18 protein-coding genes are annotated in these 22,658 nt (G+C 45.1%); 1 reads left to right on the top strand and 17 read right to left on the bottom strand.

All coding sequences use genetic code 11. The features are described 5' to 3' along the window. Positions 1–33: 33 nt before the first annotated feature. The 16 genes from EGI32_RS18395 to EGI32_RS18320 form a co-directional block, all read right to left on the bottom strand. Entirely contained in the window at positions 34–705 is a 672-nt protein-coding gene (locus EGI32_RS18395) for a porin family protein (protein WP_255156969.1), read from the bottom strand. 305 nt (positions 706–1,010) lie between these two features. Further along, the gene (locus tag EGI32_RS18390) at positions 1,011–1,457 is read right to left on the bottom strand and encodes a peptidylprolyl isomerase (protein ID WP_255156967.1); all 447 of its coding nucleotides are present in this window, start codon (positions 1,455–1,457) and stop codon (positions 1,011–1,013) included. Positions 1,458–1,554: 97 nt separating this feature from the next. Next, entirely contained in the window at positions 1,555–2,130 is a 576-nt protein-coding gene (locus EGI32_RS18385; protein WP_255156960.1) for a hypothetical protein, read from the bottom strand. A 251-nt stretch (positions 2,131–2,381) separates the two neighbouring features. After that, positions 2,382–4,544, bottom strand: coding sequence for an AAA family ATPase (locus EGI32_RS18380; RefSeq protein WP_255156958.1), 2,163 nt, complete (start codon positions 4,542–4,544; stop codon positions 2,382–2,384). Positions 4,545–4,550: 6 nt separating this feature from the next. Next, the gene (locus EGI32_RS18375) at positions 4,551–6,326 is read right to left on the bottom strand and encodes an amidohydrolase family protein (RefSeq protein WP_255156957.1); all 1,776 of its coding nucleotides are present in this window, start codon (positions 6,324–6,326) and stop codon (positions 4,551–4,553) included. A gap of 35 nt (positions 6,327–6,361) precedes the next feature. Beyond that, positions 6,362–8,026 (bottom strand): phospholipase D-like domain-containing protein, encoded by a 1,665-nt coding sequence (locus EGI32_RS18370; protein WP_255156955.1) that lies wholly within the window; start codon positions 8,024–8,026, stop codon positions 6,362–6,364. A gap of 94 nt (positions 8,027–8,120) precedes the next feature. Beyond that, a complete protein-coding gene (locus tag EGI32_RS18365; RefSeq protein ID WP_255156953.1) occupies positions 8,121–8,804 on the bottom strand; it encodes a sulfite exporter TauE/SafE family protein in 684 nt (227 codons plus the stop codon). Beyond that, positions 8,805–9,248: a FixH family protein gene (locus EGI32_RS18360; protein WP_255156952.1), complete on the bottom strand. Its 444-nt coding sequence runs from the start codon at positions 9,246–9,248 to the stop codon at positions 8,805–8,807. A 2-nt stretch (positions 9,249–9,250) separates the two neighbouring features. Next, positions 9,251–10,630, bottom strand: coding sequence for a cytochrome c oxidase accessory protein CcoG (gene ccoG, locus EGI32_RS18355; protein ID WP_255156950.1), 1,380 nt, complete (start codon positions 10,628–10,630; stop codon positions 9,251–9,253). A gap of 1 nt (position 10,631) precedes the next feature. Beyond that, positions 10,632–11,720, bottom strand: a complete 1,089-nt coding sequence (locus tag EGI32_RS18350) for a cbb3-type cytochrome c oxidase N-terminal domain-containing protein (protein WP_255156948.1) — start codon at positions 11,718–11,720, stop codon at positions 10,632–10,634. A 59-nt stretch (positions 11,721–11,779) separates the two neighbouring features. Then, positions 11,780–11,938 carry a CcoQ/FixQ family Cbb3-type cytochrome c oxidase assembly chaperone gene (locus EGI32_RS18345; protein ID WP_255156947.1) on the bottom strand — a complete coding sequence of 53 codons (159 nt, stop codon included), beginning with the start codon at positions 11,936–11,938 and terminating at the stop codon, positions 11,780–11,782. Then, a complete protein-coding gene (gene ccoN, locus EGI32_RS18340) occupies positions 11,925–14,057 on the bottom strand; it encodes a cytochrome-c oxidase, cbb3-type subunit I (RefSeq protein ID WP_255156945.1) in 2,133 nt (710 codons plus the stop codon). Before ccoN ends, EGI32_RS18345 begins: the two co-directional genes overlap by 14 nt. Positions 14,058–14,062: 5 nt before the next feature. Continuing rightward, on the bottom strand, positions 14,063–14,218 hold the full coding sequence (gene ccoS / locus EGI32_RS18335; protein WP_255156943.1) for a cbb3-type cytochrome oxidase assembly protein CcoS: 156 nt from the start codon (positions 14,216–14,218) through the stop codon (positions 14,063–14,065). 61 nt (positions 14,219–14,279) lie between these two features. Continuing rightward, the gene (locus tag EGI32_RS18330) at positions 14,280–16,688 is read right to left on the bottom strand and encodes a heavy metal translocating P-type ATPase metal-binding domain-containing protein (RefSeq protein WP_255156942.1); all 2,409 of its coding nucleotides are present in this window, start codon (positions 16,686–16,688) and stop codon (positions 14,280–14,282) included. Then, positions 16,685–17,197 carry a hypothetical protein gene (locus tag EGI32_RS18325; RefSeq protein WP_255156940.1) on the bottom strand — a complete coding sequence of 171 codons (513 nt, stop codon included), beginning with the start codon at positions 17,195–17,197 and terminating at the stop codon, positions 16,685–16,687. Before EGI32_RS18325 ends, EGI32_RS18330 begins: the two co-directional genes overlap by 4 nt. Before the next feature lie 621 nt (positions 17,198–17,818). After that, positions 17,819–18,532, bottom strand: a complete 714-nt coding sequence (locus EGI32_RS18320; RefSeq protein ID WP_255156938.1) for a Crp/Fnr family transcriptional regulator — start codon at positions 18,530–18,532, stop codon at positions 17,819–17,821. 284 nt (positions 18,533–18,816) lie between these two features. Between EGI32_RS18320 and EGI32_RS18315 the strand changes: the two genes are divergently transcribed. After that, positions 18,817–19,542, top strand: a complete 726-nt coding sequence (locus EGI32_RS18315; RefSeq protein WP_255156936.1) for a DUF421 domain-containing protein — start codon at positions 18,817–18,819, stop codon at positions 19,540–19,542. A gap of 71 nt (positions 19,543–19,613) precedes the next feature. Here EGI32_RS18315 and uvrA read toward each other — a convergent pair whose 3' ends face one another. After that, positions 19,614–22,130 (bottom strand): excinuclease ABC subunit UvrA, encoded by a 2,517-nt coding sequence (gene uvrA / locus EGI32_RS18310; RefSeq protein WP_255156934.1) that lies wholly within the window; start codon positions 22,128–22,130, stop codon positions 19,614–19,616. Positions 22,131–22,658 lie beyond the last annotated feature (528 nt).

The following is a 22,658-nucleotide window of genomic DNA, read 5'->3' as shown; positions in this document are numbered from 1 at the left end:
CCCGGAGGTTTTAAAAACCTCCGGGGTTTCTAATCAAAATCCAACACCAATACCCACTTTGAAACCGCGGTTGTACGCGTTCACGTTTTTATTGGCATCTACTTTTTGCAAGCCATAATCATAGCTGGCAGAGATATTTATATTTTTTGAAACATTGAAACCAACACCACCGGTGATCCCTGCATCCCACCTGTTGAATTGATCGGTAGCATCAATTTTTCTATCCAGCAGGTTGAAACCCAATACACCCGCGGTCATACGCAGATCAGATTTCACCAGGTAAGAAAATTGGGGGCCGGCAAATATCTGGAAACCACCAAGATCAGCTTTCAGCAGTACCGGGATATCTATGTACTGCGACTGCAACTGAGCTTTCGCATTTGCGCCCAAAAAATCAAAGCCTTTTACATTGGGTTCACCAGCAAGGTTGTAGCCTTTTTGTGTATAATAAATTCCGGGTTCAAAGGAGAGCATGTTATCGAGCGGAATGTTTACATAACCACCTGCGAAAAAACCATTGCGATTGGTGGTTTTGACCATGCCATCTGTAAAATCAAGGAGGTCGGAGAGGTTGTTTACCGCGTCGCCCCGCATGCCTGTGTTGGAAAGGCCGGCTTTAACCCCGAATTTAACAGGGGTTTGCGCCTGTGCGAAACTGAAAGTGAAAACGCCAACAAATAATGTAAGTAAAATTTTATTTTTCATGTTAATGGTGGAAGCGGATTTTAAAGCCGTTCAAAACCTCAGAGGAAATTTTTTGCGGTAAGATTAAAGAAGGGTTTGTAAGTTTTTGTTAAAGGGAAAAGCGTTCAAAGGTTCAAGAGGTTCAAGGTTGTGAAGGATATAAAGCAGGTGCGTCTACACTAAAGTGGAGAAAATAAAAAAGCTATGCGTGAAGCATAGCTTTTAACTCAGCGATTATGAACGTTCAAAAAACAAAATGGTTTCAAACCGAAGGAACATTTTGAACCTTTGAACTTTTAAACTTTTAAACTTTTGAACCTTTGCCTTTAGTCGATGGTTACTTTCTCCATCTTATCACCCGCCTTTATCTCATCAAGAAATTCAATACCACCAGTCACTTTTCCAAAGCAGGTATGCACTCCATCGAGATGTTGTGTACCCTGGCGATTGTGGCAGATAAAAAATTGTGAGCCGCCGGTATCTTTTCCACGGTGTGCCATGGAGAACACCCCACGATCGTGATATTGTTTCTCTCCGGAAGTTTCGCACTTGATGGTCCAGCCTGGTCCTCCTGCACCGGTTCCTGTAGGGTCGCCGGTTTGCACCATAAAGTTTGGTATCACACGGTGAAAGGTTACGCCATCGTAATAACCTTCGCTGGCCAATTTTTTGAAATTGGCCACTGCTATCGGCGCCGCATCGTCGTATAATTCAAATGATAAGGTTCCTTTATTTGTCTGAATGGATCCTGTAGTGAGTTTTGTTTCGCTCATGATGTAAATTTTTGTTGAGCAAAATTAAGGTGTTATCAATTGACAGTAAATAATTAATTGCAGCTGCCATGACGAATGCTTAACAAGGCTTTAACCTTCAGGGTTTTTTTAGGTTATTTACCAACAAAAATTCTTTTATAAAATACCGGCTCATTCCCGCATAGGGCGCTTCTTTTTCGCCAAAAGTCAAAAGTTGATCAAATTCATCATCGAATATTTGCTGTTGCCCGGTTGTGTTCTCTTTATTTAGTCTCTCCAACTCCCTCAATACCCTGGACATTTGTGAAAAAAGCAGGATCAGTATTTTTTTTCTTTGCTGTACAAGAAGCGGGCGTTTCAAAGCATATACTTCGATTGATTTTTTTCCCATTTCCGTATCGGATAGAATCACTCCTTCCTTTTTTTCATACTTAAAATGCTTTTCAGGATCCTCTATACATGGATTTATCAAAAGCCGGTGTTTTTCCTCTTCCGTCAGTGGATGCGTGTGTGCATGCACCCGCATATTTTCATCGGATAATGGGAACTGATCCGCCTTACCGTAATTCTTCAGAACTGTTTCGTCATAAAGTTTATGTTGCCTGTTTTGGTTACAATGCTGACAAGACAATAACAAATTATCCCAGTCATTTGCAAGCCAATAATACCCTGGGTTTACGGGTTTCTTTTCCATTACTCTTCCTTTCGGGCGAAAATGCTCGATATCACCATCAGATACAGCCCCATAAATACTTTCGCAATATGCACATTTTGAAAAGACTTCTTTAAGCGCCTCCTTTAATTTTGTATCGCTGTAAGCATTGAATTCAAACGCTTTTACGGTGGCATTACCGTTATAATGTGCTATGGCTTTATTCGTCTCCTTTATCCATTTCCCTTCAAGTTCGTTGAGCCATGGTGGGGCAGCAGGTTTGTTTATATGTATCATAACCAATCGACTTTTTTATTCTGCACCATATTCTGTACAGTTTTTATCGTTTCTTCCTTGAGGTCAGCCTTTGTCTTGAAACCCTCATCACGTAGTTTTTGTGCATATTCCTGGTTAAAAAGTTTAAACATACCCTGCACTACCGGAGAAGTGCCCAACAATTCTTTTTCAGCAAGTGAAGCAGAAAAATCATCGATCATTATTTTATCTTCCTCCGTTTTATCTTCTTCTGTTTTACTGAGTAAAGCATAATATTCTTCGTACTTTTTTTCTGTTGCTTCATCCATCACATTTATCAATCCAAACAGATCTGATGTCAGCAGTTCTTCTATCCTCATCAGGCTATGGTCTGGCAACACCGACTTATTTAACACCCGAACCTGGTTTTGAGCATCCCGCATCAGCACATTCACTTCGCCATGGGCCAGGCCACGCAGGCACAATGGCTCATGTGTGGTAACAATAAACTGTAATTTGGGAAAGGCCTTTCTCAATGCATTTACAATTTTCAACCGCCACCTTGGGTGCAGATGTGTTCCAATCTCATCAATCAACACAATCCCATAGGAATTATGATAACTGGCAGAGTCTGCCGAAAGTGTTTTCATCATATCTGCAACCATTGCTACAACTGCTTTATAGCCATCACTGCTATTTTCAAGTTCGTGATCATCGCCATATTGTTTTATCTTGATATTTCCCTGATCAAGATATATCCTGTCTTCTCCTTTCAGCGCCAGCACATCATAAAAAGCCGGAATGACCCGCTCATTGAACTCCACAGGATCAACACCCGACATCCATTTGCCCGGGTCTGTCAACGCAATACTATAATCAAAAAGATTGTCGATGTTCAGATAAAGACCCTTCTGCTCTTGTTCCTTAATGTTGCCTTTGGGCAGCAACCGCGTAGACCCATAAGCCAGGATAAATGCAGGAGGTTCTGCAATTGAAGAGGTAAATCCATTTGCATCAAAGTATAAACCTATCTCGTTATCCTGATCACTTCTAACGATCACTTTACCCGAAGTTTCGCCTCTTTTGAGATAATCTTCTGCCTCAAGGTGCATTTCTTCCAGCTTCTTTGCTCCGGCCAGTGCCAACGTGATAGCTTGCAGGATTGAACTTTTACCGATACCATTGTCTCCCAGCAGCAACAACCACGACTCTTTTTCTCCTGAACTATCGTGTTCCATCACTTCCAGCGAGAGCTTTTCGATAGACTTAAAGTTTTCGATCTCTATCGATCTGATGGAAAATCGTTTGATTTCTTTCAGTTGTTCTGTGATTGTTGATATTTCGGGAAAATGTTTTAATGGATTTACGCTTTTTTTAAAATCAATATTACCTGAGTCAAATGTATCTGCTGAATGCACGCTCTTCCAGATGTCCCCATTAATTTCATGCCAGCTGTTAAATGTCACCCTCAATACAGCACTGTATTCCTGCGGTGGACTGTCTGAAAAAAGTTCATTTACATACCCGAGTAGCCGGGTTGGATCATTTACCATAAATCTGTATCCTGCCTCTTGCCTGAATGATTGCAACCTTTCTAAAAAATGCTTAGCTGCCTGCATCCTCTTTTCTACAAGATCACTTCGGTTAAGGCCAAGGATTTCAATGGTCACTTTTCCTTTTTTAGTAAGCTCCCGTACAAACCCGCTTTCCTCATCAAACTCCAGATGTTCTTCAGGGTTATCGAGGCAGGGGTCAATCAGTAAAGCCCCTTCATTGTTCAGGAGACTACCCGTAGCCCCTATCATACACCGGTCTTTCTCATCACTGAGTGGAAAATAATCTCTTTTGTATTTCTCGTTGCAGGTGGTGCAGCTCAATACCAGGTTCTCCCAACTGTATGCCAGCCACGAGTAATGCAATGGAGCATACTCTTCTTTTTTTAATCCTCTTGCGCCGCCCTTTGGGCGAAAGTGACTGATATCCCCATTGCCCGACATTTCCAGTTTTGATTCGCAGTAAGCACATTTGTAATTAAAGGTGTGAGCAAGGTCACGTTCGATACTTTGCAACAGGGTAACATCAAAAAAAAGCCGTTGCTGTCGTGCCTGGTTTTCCAGATGTTTTAAAATTTCACCCCTTGCTTTCATCACCCTTTCGCTAAAAAAGAATGACGGCGCTTCTTTCCTGTTTATCCTGATCATTATGCTTTATTTTAGCGTTGTGGTATGCGTTTTATTGATAAGGAAATTTCGCGGGTTTACTTTTGCTATCTGATCAAATTCCTGCCGTGGCAAATAATCCAGCACATCGGCCAGCATATGCTTTTCCGTTTTATGATTTCTAACAACATAAAAATCTGTTCCGAATAAAACTTTTTTAAGTAATTTTTTATTAGACAATGTATGCCTTAGCAGTGGTTCTATGGAAGGGTTGTGAATGATATAGCTCAGGTCTGCATACACATGATCATATTGCAGCATCATACTACAAATGGTGGAATACCAGTCTACATATTTCCATACTTGTTCCAGCTTGCCGGGCGCCGGGTTGCCCTTTTCATCTTTCATAAACGAAATGCCGGTTTCCGGATATTTTACCAGCTGGCTGCTATAGTTATCACGATCAGATTCAAAGAATTTATCCCATTCATCATCTCCTCCAAAGTGTCCAAAACATAATTTCAGGTGCGAAAGGTCTGCATCCATCCTGGTATCGGCGTCTTTGTATCCAAACATCTGCCGGATACGGTCATCTTTTGCAGCAGCTACCAGTTTCCTGAGCAATTGTTCTTCCAGCAAACACAGGTAATTGAGCGGATGTGTAAAATTATTGATGAAGTCACGGTTCCTGATCTCTGTAAGCGGCATCGGCACATAATTTCCCGCCGCCCAGGTAAATACCGGGTGTTTATCCCAGGCTTTATTCTTACGGCCGCGATAATAAATGGTTCCCCGGATGCAATGTGTCAAAACAGGCAAAGCATTGTCTGCTGCATATTTCCATAGAGGAAGCAATAATTCATCAAAAGGAAAATAACCCAGTGCAGGATATATTTTGAACCCGCTGAATTTTTCATCTTCGATAAATCGTTTGATGAAACAATCATTCAGCCTGATCTTTCCGTTGGTATCAATACTATAATCAAAATGCGCTTTACCTTCTTTTTGTATCCTGCGGGGATCAGCAAAAACGAATGGGAAAATAATATTGGAATTTTCTTTATTGTTTTTGATCGCTGCCAGCATACGCATCTGTTCGGCATATAAATGATCTTTATTTAATCTTCCCGCACCCATGAACTCCATATCCATCGGAAGAACAATGAACTTTGTTTTGGGAGGATACTGGCTTTTGATTCTTCCGAAAACCTTTCCCTGCTGACGGTAAAATGCATAGCGCCCTATATTAAGATAACGGCCTGCAAGTTTTTTGGTCTCGGAACCAGGCAACACCCCTAAAAAAGTCCAGATATTTTTTACCAGGAACCAGATGAGGTTTCGACCAGGTTTGAAAAACAACAGCAATAATACTATCATTAAAAGCTTCAGGCCGGTGGATTCTGGAACATAAATGTTCCAGTTGCTGCCAAGCCAGCGCCGCAACTCTTCAATAGAATTTTTTATTCCGCCCGCGGCGGGCATTACCGAAGAAAGCCAATCGAATAGGATAAAAAATACCTGTACGCTGATATAAGAGCCTATTAAAAAACTAAGGATGCTTAACAAACCGTTTCGTACGAAGAACATTCTAAAACTATAAAGTGCATTACTAAGTTTTCCATACCACGGCTTGAATTGCCAGGTATAAATATGGTTATACCATAACCTGAATATGCCGACAATCAGGTTGACAGGAAAAAGATAATAAAAAGGCCAGGGTATAAAAGTTTTAGCCAGAAAAGGGGGCACATGATCGCCGGTAAAAATATGCGTATGGCAATTAATGATCGGCAGTTCATCATCTTGAATATTCTGATCAGTCATATCGGGAAGATAAAAAATTAAAAAATCCGGAACTATCAGTTGGTTTCTTCTACCTGCATGTCGGAAAACATAAGCCGGCGCTTACATTTGAGCCCGTTGGGGTTAAAAAAGGAACGTGTCCACTTATTTGTTTTATCGAGATGGGCCGGGTTATAATTATTTGCTTCGTTTGCTTTCGTCAGCTTTTTGGTATCCTGCCTTGTAGAATAATGGTTGAATATTCTGGCAAATTCTGTAAAATAAAGATCCGCCACATGTTTATTTCCCTTTATGATCACCGTATTCTCGTCATTATTACTGATGGAGTTATTGGAAAAATTGGCTGAGCCGGTGATCACTATCGGTACTTCGCTAAGTGGGTCAATCAGTATCACTTTATTATGAATAAAATTCACCCCACTGTAAAATAGTTCGCCGCTATCTGTTTCGGCTGCCCATCCATACAGTTCATCTTCCAGCACTCCGGCGTACACGATCACATTATCATAATCATTGGATTCGAGCAGGGTGTTCTTTGTTTTTTTATCGATGATAATATATTTAAGATGCTCAGTTTCTGCCTTGATCGCTTCTTTCAGTCCTGCATAAAAAGAGAATGGGAACATCCCGCAAACAAGTTGAGATGAAGCGCCCACAAGCCCTGCATATAGTTTCAATGCCTTTGTTGTAGGTCTCGGGCTAAAGAATTGGGTCATCCCATTTTGTAATTCGGTAATATCCTCCTGTATGGCTACGGTTTCTTTTTTCATTATCGCAGCAACCGGATCTTTTTTCAATGCTTCCCAATAGCGCAGATAGTTTGCCGCCACATCTTTATTGCGTAAGATATGCCCTACATTACAATGCCCGTAGATCGCTTTTTCCGTAATGTTCGTAGAACCGAACCAGACACGGTTGTGTTGTGGTTGGTCGTTATTAATAAGTACCATGAACTTATTGTGTTGCAAAAAATCCGGATCGGCTTCCCTCCGGATAAGCAGCTTACGGGGAACCTTGTTCGCTTTTATAGCTTTGTCATTCTTGTCCTTTTCTGAGCGGGAGTCATAGATGATCTTTACATCCGCGCCATTTTCGGCTGCACGTTTAAGTGCTTGTAACACTTCCGGGAAAATAAATTCATAAAAACAACACCGCAGTTTCCAGCGTTCATCTTTTGCCGTAGCAATAAAATCCAGCATGGCTTCCTTCAATCCTTTCGAAAGCCACTTCAATGCTTTTTTTTGTTGTACTGCAGGCATTGCATCAGGGCGCTGGTTACCAAATTCCTTTGCATAGGCCTGGCTACCGGCAACGCCACGGTTGAAATGCACTTCATGTTCGCCTTTTTCCCGTGCAGGTATTTTTATGCTCAGGGTTGCAGGCTTGCCATATAGCAGCGAGGTAGGTTTACCAAATACTGGGGTAACGATATATTTATATTCTTTTTTATCCTCTATACTGAAGTCTTCCCAGAGAAAGGATTGCCAGGGATGAAATTTAGTGTTATACCGTGCATACTTTTCCGGCTCCGGTACCATTTCCTTGAAATATTTGATCGATGTTACATCATAAGCTTCTCCTGAAGAAATATTCTCCTTTCGGATATAGAAACCAAGTAATTCTTTGGTTGCTGCTTTTTCGATGTCAAAGGAGAGAAGTACGGCAGATGTGCCCACGACAGCATTAATGGTAATACCATTTTCGGTAGTTCTTGTTCGCATGGTGTAAGGATTAAGGTACTTAAAGATATATGGCGTTTTTTTAATATGCAAACAAAAGCCTTATATTATTTTTATTCCCTCAGGATTTTAACAGCTACCCTTTCGTGAAGGGGCTGCAATAAACCGGATGTTTTCCATCATGAGATACAGGAACAAATGTGCGCCAGCACAACAGCAGCGCCACCAGCAACATTGCTATCCGGGATAGGTGAGCGAAAATATATTTACGCTTTCCCATAATTATCTTTTTAAAAACGATGATACTCACCAGTACCGGCGAAGTAGCGATCCCAAACAGAAACATGAACACAAATCCATCCACAGGTGATGCGGGTACTGCAGCCACTGCCAAAGCACTGAGAACAGTACCACAAGGCAGCCATCCATTCAAAAACCCAAATAACGCAAACCAATGCAGGCGCGGGCTTTGCATCAGCTGGTTAAATACCTTGCCATAGATCGCACTCACCCATTTTGGTAATTTTAATTTATTGTGTACAATTGGCACTACCGCCATAAGCAGCAGGCAACAGGCCGCTACCAGGCTGAGTGTGGATTGCAGCGAAAGAATTGAAAATGTACGGCCAACATATCCCATAATAATACCCAGGCAACCGTACGCCAGTGATTTGAACAGGATATAAATTAGTACAGCGGTTGTTTTGCGGGATGCAAAATTAAAAGGCATGCTCATTACCAGCGGACCGCACATAGCAATACAATGGAGGCTGCCACCAAAACCGATGACCAATGCTGTTATGATAAATACAACGGACAATCAGGGAATGGTTACGGGTAACTCTTTATAATATTCTTTGCCACCGCTCTTCAGCGACAGGCGGAGCAGGTAAGGCCTTTTCTTTTGGGACCTTATGTCAAAATTGTAATCCGCTTGTCCCGGCGTCAACTGGAATTGTTTATCCTGCTCACTTTCGGAAGCACAATACAAGTATGCCGTACCACTGCTGAGACTTGCGGAAAGCGTCTGCGGAATGTTGATATGCAATGTATCCCTTTGTGCTACTGCGCTGAAATGATAAGATGATGCGTTGCCGGTAGCATTGATCGTTTGCTGGTATAACATTTCTTTTTCGTAATAATGATCGCTGATCATCGAGCTGGGATGCTGTGTACATTGGTAAACCAGGTAACTCATAAATATCACCATACAGCCAAAGCCTGCCAGCACTACATTTCCTGCGTGAAAAAATGATTTTGTCATGGTTAGTATTCGCCGATAAAGGCAATTTTTTTTGTTTGAATGATATCATCTCCCGACATGACCCTGAGCTCATAAAAATCTTTTCTTTTCCTGATCTTTTCTTTCGGAACAGTAATAAAAAAAACTTCCTCCATCTCTGTAACCGGTTTCAATGAGTCGAGTTGTTTACCCAGGAAAGTGATTTTCGCATCTTCGTTATTCAGCACCAGGTGGTACGGCCTGGCCAGGTAATTCTTATTTACAATCTTGATGCGGTACAGGTTGCTGATCGTGCCATCTTTATTTTCCTGCAGTGTTTGTCCGGGTACGCGTAGCACCGTGGCATCAAACAAGGGGCGGGTCACCAGCAACAGCGTAAGTATGCCTATCAGAAGAACGAGCACCGCCGAATACATTTTTACGCGGTAGGTGATGATCGATTTTTTTCGTTCGGTAATATTCTTTTCACTGGCATATTTCACCAGGTCTGGCGGGCGGTTTACGGCTGCCATCATAAGATTGCACGCATCGATGCAAGCTGTACAATTGATGCATTCCATCTGCGTTCCGTTGCGGATGTCGATCCCTGTGGGGCAAACCTGCACGCACAATCCGCAATCGATACAATCCCCTTTGGTAGTATCCGTATGCTTTTTACTTCGTGGTTCGCCACGCAAATGATCGTATGAAACCACGATCGATTGTTTGTCGAGCAAAACGCTTTGCAGCCTGCCGTACGGACAGATCACCGTGCACACTATTTCCCTCACAAAAGCATATACTGCATAAAACACGATCGTGAATATCAGCAACGCAATGAAGCCGCCGAGGTGTTCTGCCACCGGCTCGTGTATAATGGCAAATAATTCCTGCGTGCCGATAATGTATGCCAGGAAAGTATTGGCGATCAAAAAGGAGAGGGCGAAGAAAATAATATGTTTTACTATTTTCCTTACATATAATTCAGCAGGCCAGTTTTTTTTATCCGCCAGCTGTTGTTTGTTGGCATTACCCTCTATCCAGAATTCGATCCTTCGGAAAACCATTTCCAGGAAGATCGTCTGAGGGCAGGCCCAACCGCAAAACACTCTCCCGAAAACCAATGTAAACACAATAATGAACAGCAGGAACGTGAGCATCCCTATGCCCATCAGCATGAAATCCTGCGGTAAAAAGATCTTGCCGAAAAAGATGAACCGGGCTTCCACGATGTTAAAAAGAAAAAATGGCGAACCATTGATCCGGATAAAGGGTATCGTAAAAAAAAGTACCAGGTATCCTACACTCACCCAACTGCGGATGTTGTAAAACTTTCCTTTGGGTTGAAGTGCGTAGATCCATTTCCGCTTACCCTTCTTATCCACTGTAGTCACCCTGTCTCCAAAGCCCGGCTGATCATTCATTTTAGTTGTTTTTCGTTTTAATACTGCCACTCGAATCTGCCGCTGCAACGGCTGCCACATCTACATATAATTCTCCCTGTGCTTCTTTCCCGCCTTCTACATTGGTGTTGGCCACTGTTTTTATAAAACTGGCCAGCTGTGCTATCTGTTGTGGGGAGAAATCTTCTTTCCAGCTTTTCATCCCTTTTTCCTGCCATCCATACTTTATGGAATAAAAAATATCATGTATGCTCCCTTTGTGCAGCCAGTGATCATCTGTAAGATTGGGGCCAACACCTCCCTGGGCACGGTCGCCATGGCATGCCACGCAGTTTTTTGTAAATAATTCGCGGCCTGCCGCAATATCATCCACACCCAGCATCTTCACATTGTTTTCATCAATATTGTTGGCAGCCTCTTTCAGGTATTCAAGCTTTCGCAGATCGGCGGCTTCATTGGACATCGCCAGTTCCTGCAACTGGTTAGGCATTGTTTCGGAGCCATAAAGCCTGTACATATACACTATCGCGAACATGAATGTGGCAAAGAAGGCAACTTTCCACCAGCCGGGAATATTATTATCCAGCTCACGGATGCCATCGTAGTCGTGATTGAGATCGAGGCGGGCTTCTTCTTCCGCCGCCTGGGGTTTTATGATCTTTTGAAATACTGTCAGTTTCGCCGGAGCTTTCGCTACTACCTCTTTTTTGATCTTTGTAAATGTGTAGATGATGCGTACCAAAGCGAACACTACCAGCAGCTCTACGCCTATCGCAACAAAATAAAACCATATATCCTCCGGCAGAGAGAACGTAGACACCGCCGCTGCCGCTGATTTATCCTGTGCCATAGAAAGGGCCGGCAGCAACAAACCCAGCAACAGCAAGGGCAAAACAGGTTTGCCGGCATCTGACGTTTCCTGCTTTTTTTGTTTGTCAACAAATAGCCTGGCGGTAATGCCTGTTACATTGGCCAATCCGCCAATCACAAAAAGAAGCAGGATAGCTACGCAGATGAGGGCGTATCGTAAACTATCATAGCCGCTTACTCCCGCAGAAGGAACCTTCGCTTCCGTTTGTGCGGAACTTGCCAGGGACAGTAAACACAGCATCAGTAAAACTGAAAAATTTATCCGGAGTTTTTTCTTTTTTATCAACATACGAAACGGGTTTATTGAAGTGGAATGCCTGCCTGATCATCCATTTTTTTCTTATCGGCGCTGAATACATAAATGGCGACGATGGTAAAAATGGTGGTGAACAGGATGAGTGATATGAGCGGATAAATGCTCACGTTCTGTATCTGTTTTAAATAATTAGTGAACTTCATTGGAGGTGGTTTGGTTCTTTTTAATATCGGTTCCAAGTCTTTGCAGGTAAGCGATGATGGCAATGATCTCTTTATCGCGGCTTACTTTTATTTTGTCTTTTTGCAGACCGGCCACAATGGAATCGGCCTGACGGTGCAGATCATCGTTGGCTATCTTGTCGAATCCTTTGGGATACGGAACACCCAGTGTTTGCATCGCCCTTATTTTCGCCGGTGTCGATTTTATATTGATATCATTTTCAATCAGCCAGTTGTAAGTAGGCATCAGGCTACCGGGGCTCATTTCCTGTGGATCACGCATGTGGCGGAAATGCCAGCTGTCGGGGTATTTACCACCTTCGCGATGCAGATCGGGGCCGGTGCGTTTGCTGCCCCATTGAAACGGGTGATCGTACACGAACTCACCGGCTTTGGAATATTCGCCGTAGCGGGCTTCTTCGTCCCTGAACGGGCGTATCATCTGCGAGTGGCAGGTATAACAGCCTTCGCGAACGTAGATATCACGGCCCTGCAGTTCGAGCGGAGTGTAAGGTTTTACCGCCGCAATACTTGGAACATTACTTTCTATCATGAAGGTGGGCACCAGCTCAATCGCCCCGCCAATAGCCACGGCCACGAGGCTTAAGATGAGCATGCGTACCGGTTTGCGTTCGATCACACTATGCCAGTGCATTTTTACAGCAGGCATCGCCTGCAATTTGAACGGGATCGCTTCAGCAGCTTCATTGGCCACGAATGAACCTTTTTTCATTGTTTTGGCGAGGTTATAAACCGCCATCAAAGCCCCCACCAGGTAAACAGTACCCCCTATAGCCCTCAGGATATACATCGGTACAATGCTGGTGATCGTTTCAATAAACTGGTACTGCAGCTGGCCACTGTCTGTAAACTTTTTCCACATGAGGCTTTGCGTAAACCCTGCCCAATATAACGGTACCGCATACACTAGAATACCGATGGTGCCTATGATGAAATGCTGGTTGGCCATTTTTCTTGAAAACAGCGTGGTATTCCACATGCGTGGTACCAGCCAGTACAACATACCGAAGATCATGAACCCGTTGAAACCGAGCGCCCCCACATGCACGTGTGCGATGGTCCAGTCGGTGTAGTGACTGACCGCGTTCACACTTTTAAGTGATAACATCGGCCCTTCAAAAGTGGCCATTCCATACGCGGTAAGCGCTACCACAAACATTTTGAGAACAGGATCTTCTTTCACCTTATCCCAGGCGCCACGGATGGTAAACAATCCGTTGAGCATGCCTCCCCAGCTGGGCAATATGAGCATTACGCTGAAAACCGTGCCCAGCGCCTGCGCCCATTCCGGCAAAGCTGTATACAATAAATGATGCGGGCCGGCCCAGATGTAAATGAAGATGAGCGCCCAGAAGTGGATGATGCTCCAGCGGTAAGAATACACCGGCCTTTCTGCGGCTTTGGGAACAAAATAATACATGAGCCCAAGGAAAGGTGTTGTAAGAAAAAATGCCACGGCATTGTGGCCGTACCACCATTGCACCAGCGCATCCTGCACACCTGCATACAGGCTATAACTTTTGAAAATACTGAAAGGCAGCTCGAATGAATTTACGATATGCAGCATGGCCACCGCTACCCAGGTGCCGATAAAGAACCAGATGGCTACATACAGGTGCCGCTCCCGGCGTTTGAGGATAGTGCCAAACATGTTGATGCCGAATATCACCCATACGATGGTGATCATGATATCTACCGGCCACTCGAGCTCCGCGTATTCCTTACCGGTAGTATATCCCAGCAGGAGAGAAATAGCCCCTACAACAATGATGAGCTGCCACCCCCAGAGATGGATCTTACTGAGCGTATCGCTGAACATACGTGTTTTGAGCACCCGTTGAAAGATGTAGTAAGAACCTGCAAATACCGCATTGCCCACAAAGGCAAAAATGACGGCATTGGTATGCAATGGCCTCAACCGGCCGAATGTGGTGTAAGGGATACCGAAACTTAAAGCTGGATAAGCAAGCTGAAACGCGATCACCACTCCCACCAGCATCCCTACGATGCCCCAGACGATGGTGGCTATTCCAAACTGCTTAACGATCTTGTTGTCGTAATAAAACTTTTCTGGCTGCATAAGTGTTATTTGGGTTGTTGTTTTTTGTCGTCGAAAAAAATGCGGTAAGCGGGTGCCTGATCATCTTCAAACTGCCCGTTCTTCACGCTCCAGCGATAAGCCAGCAGGAAAAAGACACCCACGCTGAGGCTGACGGAAAGCAGTATTATCATAACGGTCATGTGTAGTTGATTTTGGCTGTTCAAAAGTATTCCAGGCTGGTTGCCTGTAAAATGTCGTGGATTAGGTAAGAAGATGATTTTTATCAGTTTTTGGAAGCCGCATCTGCCAGCCGATATACCTGGTACCGAGTGCAGAGAGTAATACTACGCTGATGGAAGATGCCGGCATGAGGATAGCCGCTATCATCGGTGCCATTTGTGCCGTAGCCGAATACCAGATGCCGGCTACATTATACAACAATGAAAAGATGAACAATGCACTAATGAGTGTACGTGCGGCTTTGGCAGCTTTCAGCACTACTGATAAATGCTGAAGCAGCGAAGCATTCATCACCGCATCACAGGCAGGGGTAAACGAAAAAACATCTTCTACCAGCGATATGCCAATGTCTGCCTGCTTCAACGCCCCTGCATCATTGAGCCCGTCGCCGATCATCAGTACATTGTTGCCCTGCTGTTGCAGGTGTTGAATATGATCCAGCTTTTGTTGCGGCGATTGATTGAATAACAGTAATGCCCCGGAAGGAAACACTTGCCCCATCTGGCTTAGAGAAGATCTGTTGTCGCCACTCAGCAACCCGGGATCGTACCCGCTGATGGAAGATAACATACTGCCCATTCCTTCCCGCAGTGAACTTACCACGGCATAACTTCCCCGGATAACCCCATCAACCGAAAGAAAGATGCGGCTTTTGTCATTTTCGCCGGAAGGCGCCTGAACGAATGCGGCACTTCCTGCTTTATATAATTTTCCATCCACCACTACCCGCATGCCTTTGCCTTGTATTTCGCGGCAATCTTTCAGGGCTACCGGTGAAAAATCTGTAGCGCGTACCACCGCCCGGCAAAGCGGATGTATGGATTGATGAAGCAGCGAAAGAAAAATATTCCGCTCCCATATAGATAATGGAACGCCTTCGTATTTCACCCTGGCCTCCGTTTCTGTGAGGGTTCCTGTTTTGTCGAATACGATCTTATTGACAGCCGCCAGTTTTTCTATTGCCGCAGTATTCTTGAAAAATATCCCTTTGCCGGCGAGCAACTGCATGATGAACCCGTAAGAAAAAGACGCGGACAACAATAACGTACAGGGGCAGGCTACGATCAGCACGGCTGTGGCGGCATTCCAGGCATTGGCCGGATCTTTTACCTGCCAATAAATAAACACCGTTGTTGCTATCAATAAAAGCAACAACGAAAAATAACGGCTGATGATGGTAACAAACGAAACCGGGTCTTCTTTTTCTTTGGCAAAAGCGCCATTTTCCCATAAGCGGGTAAAGCTGCTTTGTTCAAAAGGTTGTATGGCTATGGCTTCTATACTTCCGCCCGCTATTTTGCCGCCTGCATAAATGATATCGCCGACGCCCGCATTCACCGGGGCAGATTCTCCCGTAACAAAACTATTATCTATCACGCCTTCGCCTTTGCTGAGGATACAATCAACCGGCACTATTTCGAGATGGCGCAACAGCAGCACGTCGTTTTTTTCCAGGAGGTTGATTTTTTTTGTTTTCTCCTTATCGTTTTTCAGTACAGTAATATTTACAGAAAAATAAGAGCGGTAGCTTCGATTGAATTCAAGTTGCGAAAAAGTACGCTGCTGCAGCGTACGGCCAATGAGCATGAAAAAGATGATGCCGCTCATACTGTCGAGATAGCCACCGCTGGCCCCGGTGCATATTTCCCATACACTCCGGCAAAACGTAATGCTGATGGCAAGAGCGATGGGGGCATCGATATTTACCTGCCTTTGCCGAAATCCGTTGAAGGCATTTTCATAAAACTCACGCCCCCCGATCAGCAGTACGGGGATGGACAACAGCAGGTTGATGAACCGGAAAAAATTAGTGAGCAATGGATCGGATGCGTAATCCAGCCCAAGGTACTCGGGAAAACTGATGAGCATGATATTGGCAAAACAAAAACCCGTAAGCCCAAGCTTCCACCAGGTTTTTACCGAATTGTTTTTGTCTTCCTCTTTTTCATTTTGCAGGCTGATATGCGGCTCATAGCCCACAGAAGTCAATAATGATGCTACTTCCGAAAGGTTGATCACATGATGATTGAAATTTACAGTCACCATCTTACTCATAAAATTTACACGGCTGCTGTAAATGCCGGTATTTATTTTCTGCAGGTTTTCGAGCAGCCACACACAGGAGCTGCAATGGATCTGTGGCAGGTAAAAAGTAACGCGGGTGCTGGTATTGTCTTTAAAACTGATCAGTTTTGCGGCAGTTTCCGGTTCATTCAAAAAATCGAACTTACCGGCACGTGCAGGCTTGATGGTAACCCCGGGGGTTTCGTTGAGGCAATAATAATCCGACATGCCTTCGCGATTGAGCAGGCTGTATACGGCCTGGCAACCCGTGCAGCAAAATTGCACCCGCCGGTCTCCCGAAGGTTTGCAGGGTTCGCCACAATGTGCGCAGGCAGTGGATATCGCTGAAGTTGACGTAGCAATCATGCTGTATTGATTTTGCACCCCTGGCAGCTCTTGAAATGCGCAAACAGGTATTTGTCTTTTGTCACCTGCAGCATTATCAGCTGTTTTTCAAACGACCTGAGCAACTGTTTCACGTGGTTGATAGAAAGGGCATCGTTTCCTTCTTCTTCTTCCGTTGACAAGCTTGCTTTCAACTCAATCAGCAGGGCCAGCATGGAAGAATAATGCAGCTTTACATTCTTGAAAGGTTTGCAGGAATCGCTTTTTTGCTGACGCGAATGCAGGGTGCGTATAAAGGGAAACAACACCAGTTTTTCCTTGCTGTAGATAGCATCCATCTCCAGCCCGATCTTTTCGGAGAGCGCTACCTGGATGGCTTTGTTGCTGCTATCCAGTAATACTAATCCAGACTGGATGGTATACAATTGCTCAAACAGCATAGGATATACTTCCTTCACCAGGTCGTCCATAAACTTGAGTGCATGAGATTGCTGCAACTGTTGCAGGGAATACAGGCGTTCGGTTACCATAGTTTTTTTTAAGATGGTAAAATTGAAGGAATGCGGCGGGGGAATCTATGATGTTTGCGGGGGGAAAAGATGATTTTTGTCATCTTATAAGACTCCTTATTTACCTGCGGGTTCGTTTAAGCCGAAGGTTGTAATACTCCACGCCCGTAGGGGCGAGCGTTTGCGCCGCGGCTGCACCCGCTGGTTTTATCCCGGATAATGCTACGCATCCGGGATAAATTTCGACTTCGTCGAAACCCCACCGGCTGAGGCCACTCTGCAAACATTGATAGTTCTTACGAAGGGTAATAATAAATAAACATGCTTTTGAATTTCAAACTTAATAATAACAGAACAATTAAGCCACAGATACTTGATGTTATATCGCTCACTATTTAAAATAGCTCAACTCTTCCTTCTATTTTTACAAACTATCAATGTTTGCAGAGCGGCCTTAGCTGGAAAGGTTTTGCTTTAGACAAAATTTGATTTTGATGGCGCAGACATATCAATATCAAAACTGCCAGGTGCAGTCCCGCTCAGTGCTGTGGGCGGCGCAAACGCTCGCCCTTACGGGCGTGGAGTATTACAAACTGCAGCCCGAATGAAGTAATGAATCATTTAAATATCTTCCGAAAAAAGTTAATCTGTAATATTCGCCGAACTTACCAGCTTCGGCAGATCGAGGATGGTGATCTTTTTTCCGGTAAGCTGGATGATCTTATCCTTATTGAATTCCGACAGGAGGCGGATGGTCGTTTCTTTAGCGGTGCCTACAATGTTGGCGATATCTTCGCGGCTGAACGTTGCATTGATGGTTTGCCCGTCTTCTTCGTAACCGTAGGTTTCTTTGATAAAAAGGATGGCTTCTGCAACCCGCTCCCTCACGGGTTTTTGGGCAAGATGGGTCAATTGCATTTCCGCTTTCTTAAGATCATCGGAAAGCAGCTTCATCATTTCGAACGATAACTGGCTGTCTTTTTGAAGAATGCCGAGAAACAATTCTTTAGGAATGAAACACACCCCGCAGTTTTCAAGGGCTATCGCGGAGGCATTGTACTTATCGCCGCTGAGCATGGACCGGTACCCCAGAGGGTCGCCGGGTTTCACCAGGCGGAGGATATGCTCACGGCCATCGTCGCCGGATTTCACGAGTTTTATCTTGCCTACATTAACGCAGAAAACCCCATGTGGACGCGTGCCTTCTTTAAAAATGTACTCCCCTTTTTTATACGCAGTACAAACTTTTTCTTTGTTGATCTCAGCTACCGAATCGTATGCAGGATTGCAGAAAACGTTGGTGAAACGTTTGGAGCAATGTGTGCAGTCTGCATTCTTTATGTGTTCGAAGCCCATGGAGGAGGTTTGTGCAAAAGTACAAAATTTGCAGGCAAAACAGAAGAGGCTTCTGCGAAGCAGTTATTCTGTTGGCCGGAAAATGCCTTTCATAGCCGGAGGCAAATGTTTGCGGCTAAGAGAGCATAACCGCTCAATAATCCACGAAATATTTTTTTCAAAATCGTCAGCAGGTATTGTGGAGTAATTTTCCCGAAACACCCGCAGGTTTTATATAAATAAGGAAGAGGCTCAGCGCTTCAGGATGATTTTACAATTGGTATGTTTATGGACATGTAAAAATTATGGATGAACACTTCAAAGTATTCGATTTTCACAGGATCTTATTTGGCGATGCCCCGGCTATGTTCATGCTGGAGATCGTCTTTCGCACCATCATCATGTATGTGTATACCATTGCCTTGTTGCGGGTGTTGGGCAAACGCGGCATCGGCCAATTGTCTACCCTCGAGCTGGCCATCATCATTTGTTTTGGTTCGGCAGTAGGCGATCCCATGATGGGTGCCGAAGTGCCGATACTGCATGGCCTTACCGCCATCACTGCCGTGGCGTTGTTGCAGATAGGTATGGAACGGGTGATCAACCGTAATAAAAAAGTAGAAGCCATCATGGAAGGAACGCCGGAATGTGTAGTAGATAACGGCAGGATCATCCTTCAACATCTCGACAAGGATAACATCTCCCACGAAGACCTCTTCAGGGCGCTTCGAAGCAAAGATGTAGAACACCTCGGGCAGGTAAGAAAAGCTTTCTTTGAAACTTCCGGGCAGGTATCGGTGTTTTTTCAATCCCCCAGGAATATCAAACCCGGCCTTTCCGTTATGCCCGCGGAGAGCGGGTGCGAAAACCACGGACAATGCCTGGGGGCTTCAGGTACCGGGTTTTACAGCTGTGCCAACTGTGGCGATACCCGCCAATTTAAAGCAGGCGCCAGCTTTACTGACTGTACGGTATGCAACTGCCACGAATGGAAGGCTTCCACTCAAACCAACGATCTTCAAAAAGACTAGTATGTTTTTAATGCATACTCAACAAATAGCTGGTCTGTAGAATTAAATTCCGCCAACGCCTGTCGTACCCGTCATGTTTTTAAAAATGCTACTAAATAGGCGGCGGTAATGCTGCTGGTATTGCGGGCAAATGCTTCCGGCGTTTCATACGCCACCAGCTTACCCCCTTTATCTCCTGCACCCGGACCCATATCTATCACCCAGTCACTGGCGGCCACCACGCTCATATCATGCTCTACCAACAGTACGGTATTGCCCAGGTCAACCAAATGATTCAGCTGTATCATCAGCCTTTCTACATCCGCAGGATGCAGGCCGGTAGTAGGCTCATCTAAAATATAAATGGTGCTGCCGTTGCTTTTACGTTGCAGTTCCGTCGCCAGCTTGATACGCTGTGCTTCACCACCCGAAAGTTCGGTGGCTGGTTGTCCCAGGCGCAAATATCCGAGGCCTACCTGTTTCAATGTTTCCAGTGCCTGCCGTATCGCGGCTTCATCACTGAAAAAATCATGCGCCGTGTCTACGGTCATATGCAATACATCTGCGATGGTTTTTTCCTTATACTTTATCTCCAATGTTTTTTCATTGTACCGGCTTCCGTGGCAGGTGGGGCAAGGACTATACACACTCGGCAGAAACAATAATTCCACCGTCACAAAGCCTTCGCCATGGCAGGTTTCGCATCTTCCCTTTGCTACATTGAAAGAAAATCTTCCGGCATCGTATTTTCTGGCCCTGGCCTGTTTGGTAGCAGCAAAAATTTTTCGCACATGATCAAACAAGCCGGTGTATGTGGCCAGGTTAGAACGCGGGGTGCGGCCGATCGATTTCTGATCTACCAGTACCATCCGTTTTATTTGTTCCAGCCCTCCGGCAATTCTGCCACCTACGTTATCCATCGGTTCATCCTGTAAAATATCCCGCTCCTCTTCCACCTCCGGCAATTGCCCCAACGAATTACCCAGCAGTTCCACAAGTGCCTGGCTAACCAGGCTTGACTTGCCCGAACCGGAAACCCCGGTTACACAGGTCATTATCCCGAGCGGGATATCCACATCCAGCTGATGAAGGTTGTTCCTGCTGATACCCCTGAGTTGCAGGTAACCCTTAGCAGCTCTTTTCCTGGATTGGAGGCGATTATTGGTATGAAAAAGGTAGCTGGCCGTCACACTGTTTTTTGCATCCCGAAACGCAGTTTTCGTACCACTGAAGATGATCTCCCCGCCATTGGTTCCCGCCCCTGGCCCTACATCCACTATCCAGTCTGCAAAATGGATGATATCCGGTTCGTGCTCTACAATAAACAGGGAGTTACCCGCATCTTTCAATTTTGAGAGCGCACGCAATAAGGCTGCCGTGTCTGCTAGATGCAGCCCGGCTGAAGGCTCATCCATCACGTATACTACCCCAAACAAATTTGACTTTACCTGGGTGGCCAGCCGTAGCCGTTGCAGCTCGCCGGGCGAAAGCGTGGGGGTACTCCGTTCGCAGGAGAGATAGCCCAGGCCCAGGTCGTTCAGCACTTCCAGTGAAGCAAGGAGATCGTTGCCAATCGTGTTGATGACCATTGTTTTTTCAGGATGGCCTGCCACTTCTTTTTTGCCCTTATTATGGCCACCTGCCCGCGAGCCTATCAACTTCAATAGTTGGGCCAGTGATAAAGAAGACAGTTCCGCAATGTCGTACCCGGCAAATTTTACAGAGAGCGATGCTGCCTGCAGTTTTTTTCCGTGGCATACGGGGCAGGTATCGCCCAGCATAAACTGTGCAGCCCGTTTTTTCATGGCTGCGCTGTTGCTGCCGGCAAAGGTTTGCAGCACATATTTTTTTACACCGGTAAAAGTCCCCATATAACTGGGTTCTATCTTTTGCTTCAAAGCTTCCTTCACCTGCCTGCTGTTCCACCCGGTATATACCGGCACTACAGGCTGTTCTTCTGTAAACAGGATCCAGTCCCTATCCTTTTTTGGAAGGTCTTTCCACGGCACATCAATATCGTACCCAAGGGTGATGAGTATCTCGCGTAAATTCTGGCCGTGCCAGGCTGTGGGCCAGGCGGCAATGGCTTTTTCACGGATCGTCAGTGTATCATCGGGTACCATCGATCTTTCCGTTACCGTGTAAACCCTTCCCAGGCCATGGCATTCCGGGCAAGCGCCTTGCGGCGTGTTGGGCGAAAAAGATTCTGCATACAACAACTGCTGGCCTTTGGGATAATCGCCCGCCCTTGAATACAACATCCTCAGGAGGTTGGAAATAGTGGTAACGCTACCTACGGTAGACCTTGCTGTTGGCGTGCCCCGCTGTTGCTGAAGGGCAATGGCGGGTGGAAGCCCGGTAATATCGTCTACATCGGGGACCGCCATCTGGTTAAACAAACGCCGGGCATACGGCGATACCGACTCCAGGTATCGTCTTTGCGCTTCTGCGTACAGCGTGCTGAAAGCAAGCGACGATTTACCAGATCCTGACACACCGGTAAAAACTACCAACTGATCCCTCGGGATCCGCAGTGATACGTTTTTCAGGTTGTGTTCCCTGGCGCCCTTTACTTCAATAAATTTTTCATTTGATGATTTATCGGTCATAATAAGTCAACTTCAACAAACATGCCCTTTAATTTCGGTAAGGATTGTACCATCTCATTAGTAACCCTACTGGTTAAACCTTCCATAATATCCAAATAATCGCACATATCTGTATCGGTTCTTTTGCGCCTACCTGCCATGTTCAGCAGGCGCTCATTCGTAATCTGTCAGTTGGTTTATTATTTATGAATTTTAGAAGAAACGCTCCGGGGTTTTGCGCTAACCCCGGAGCGTTTGTGAAAAAAACCTCGTGGCATTTTGCAGGAAGGCCAGCGTGTTTTGCAGCATTACACCGCAATCGGATTGCCTGGTGATTTTGTGGAAGCTGTATTGCATGTTTAAAAAATATTTGAATGATAAAAAACGGCCGCATTCACTACTGCGGTACGGCCTTAAGAAACAGATCAACGATTATGAACCTCCTCCAACACCACCCTCCAACTTTTACTACAGCCCTTGTACAGTTTGTCCTGAAACCCTGTAGTACTGCGACTACACAGCGAAAAATAGTTGTTGGTTTTGCCCACA

Source organism: Ferruginibacter sp. HRS2-29, from assembly GCF_024343615.1.
Taxonomy (GTDB): domain Bacteria; phylum Bacteroidota; class Bacteroidia; order Chitinophagales; family Chitinophagaceae; genus Ferruginibacter.
Note: the sequence above shows the minus strand (reverse complement) of the source record. Positions and strands in the feature narration are given on the sequence as shown.

Coding starts and splice junctions, on each gene's coding strand:
- ccoN (WP_255156945.1), bottom strand. CDS start 14,057: ATGCAGCCAGAAAAGTTTTATTACGACAACAAGATCGTTAAGCAGTTT.
- EGI32_RS18375 (WP_255156957.1), bottom strand. CDS start 6,326: ATGACTGATCAGAATATTCAAGATGATGAACTGCCGATCATTAATTGC.
- EGI32_RS18345 (WP_255156947.1), bottom strand. CDS start 11,938: ATGAAGTTCACTAATTATTTAAAACAGATACAGAACGTGAGCATTTAT.
- EGI32_RS18350 (WP_255156948.1), bottom strand. CDS start 11,720: ATGCTGTGTTTACTGTCCCTGGCAAGTTCCGCACAAACGGAAGCGAAG.
- EGI32_RS18325 (WP_255156940.1), bottom strand. CDS start 17,197: ATGGTAACCGAACGCCTGTATTCCCTGCAACAGTTGCAGCAATCTCAT.
- EGI32_RS18330 (WP_255156942.1), bottom strand. CDS start 16,688: ATGATTGCTACGTCAACTTCAGCGATATCCACTGCCTGCGCACATTGT.
- EGI32_RS18370 (WP_255156955.1), bottom strand. CDS start 8,026: ATGCGAACAAGAACTACCGAAAATGGTATTACCATTAATGCTGTCGTG.
- EGI32_RS18390 (WP_255156967.1), bottom strand. CDS start 1,457: ATGAGCGAAACAAAACTCACTACAGGATCCATTCAGACAAATAAAGGA.
- ccoG (WP_255156950.1), bottom strand. CDS start 10,630: ATGAATGATCAGCCGGGCTTTGGAGACAGGGTGACTACAGTGGATAAG.
- EGI32_RS18380 (WP_255156958.1), bottom strand. CDS start 4,544: ATGATCAGGATAAACAGGAAAGAAGCGCCGTCATTCTTTTTTAGCGAA.
- EGI32_RS18320 (WP_255156938.1), bottom strand. CDS start 18,532: ATGGGCTTCGAACACATAAAGAATGCAGACTGCACACATTGCTCCAAA.
- EGI32_RS18385 (WP_255156960.1), bottom strand. CDS start 2,130: ATGGAAAAGAAACCCGTAAACCCAGGGTATTATTGGCTTGCAAATGAC.
- ccoS (WP_255156943.1), bottom strand. CDS start 14,218: ATGACCGTTATGATAATACTGCTTTCCGTCAGCCTCAGCGTGGGTGTC.
- EGI32_RS18315 (WP_255156936.1), top strand. CDS start 18,817: ATGGATGAACACTTCAAAGTATTCGATTTTCACAGGATCTTATTTGGC.
- EGI32_RS18395 (WP_255156969.1), bottom strand. CDS start 705: ATGAAAAATAAAATTTTACTTACATTATTTGTTGGCGTTTTCACTTTC.
- uvrA (WP_255156934.1), bottom strand. CDS start 22,130: ATGACCGATAAATCATCAAATGAAAAATTTATTGAAGTAAAGGGCGCC.
- EGI32_RS18360 (WP_255156952.1), bottom strand. CDS start 9,248: ATGACAAAATCATTTTTTCACGCAGGAAATGTAGTGCTGGCAGGCTTT.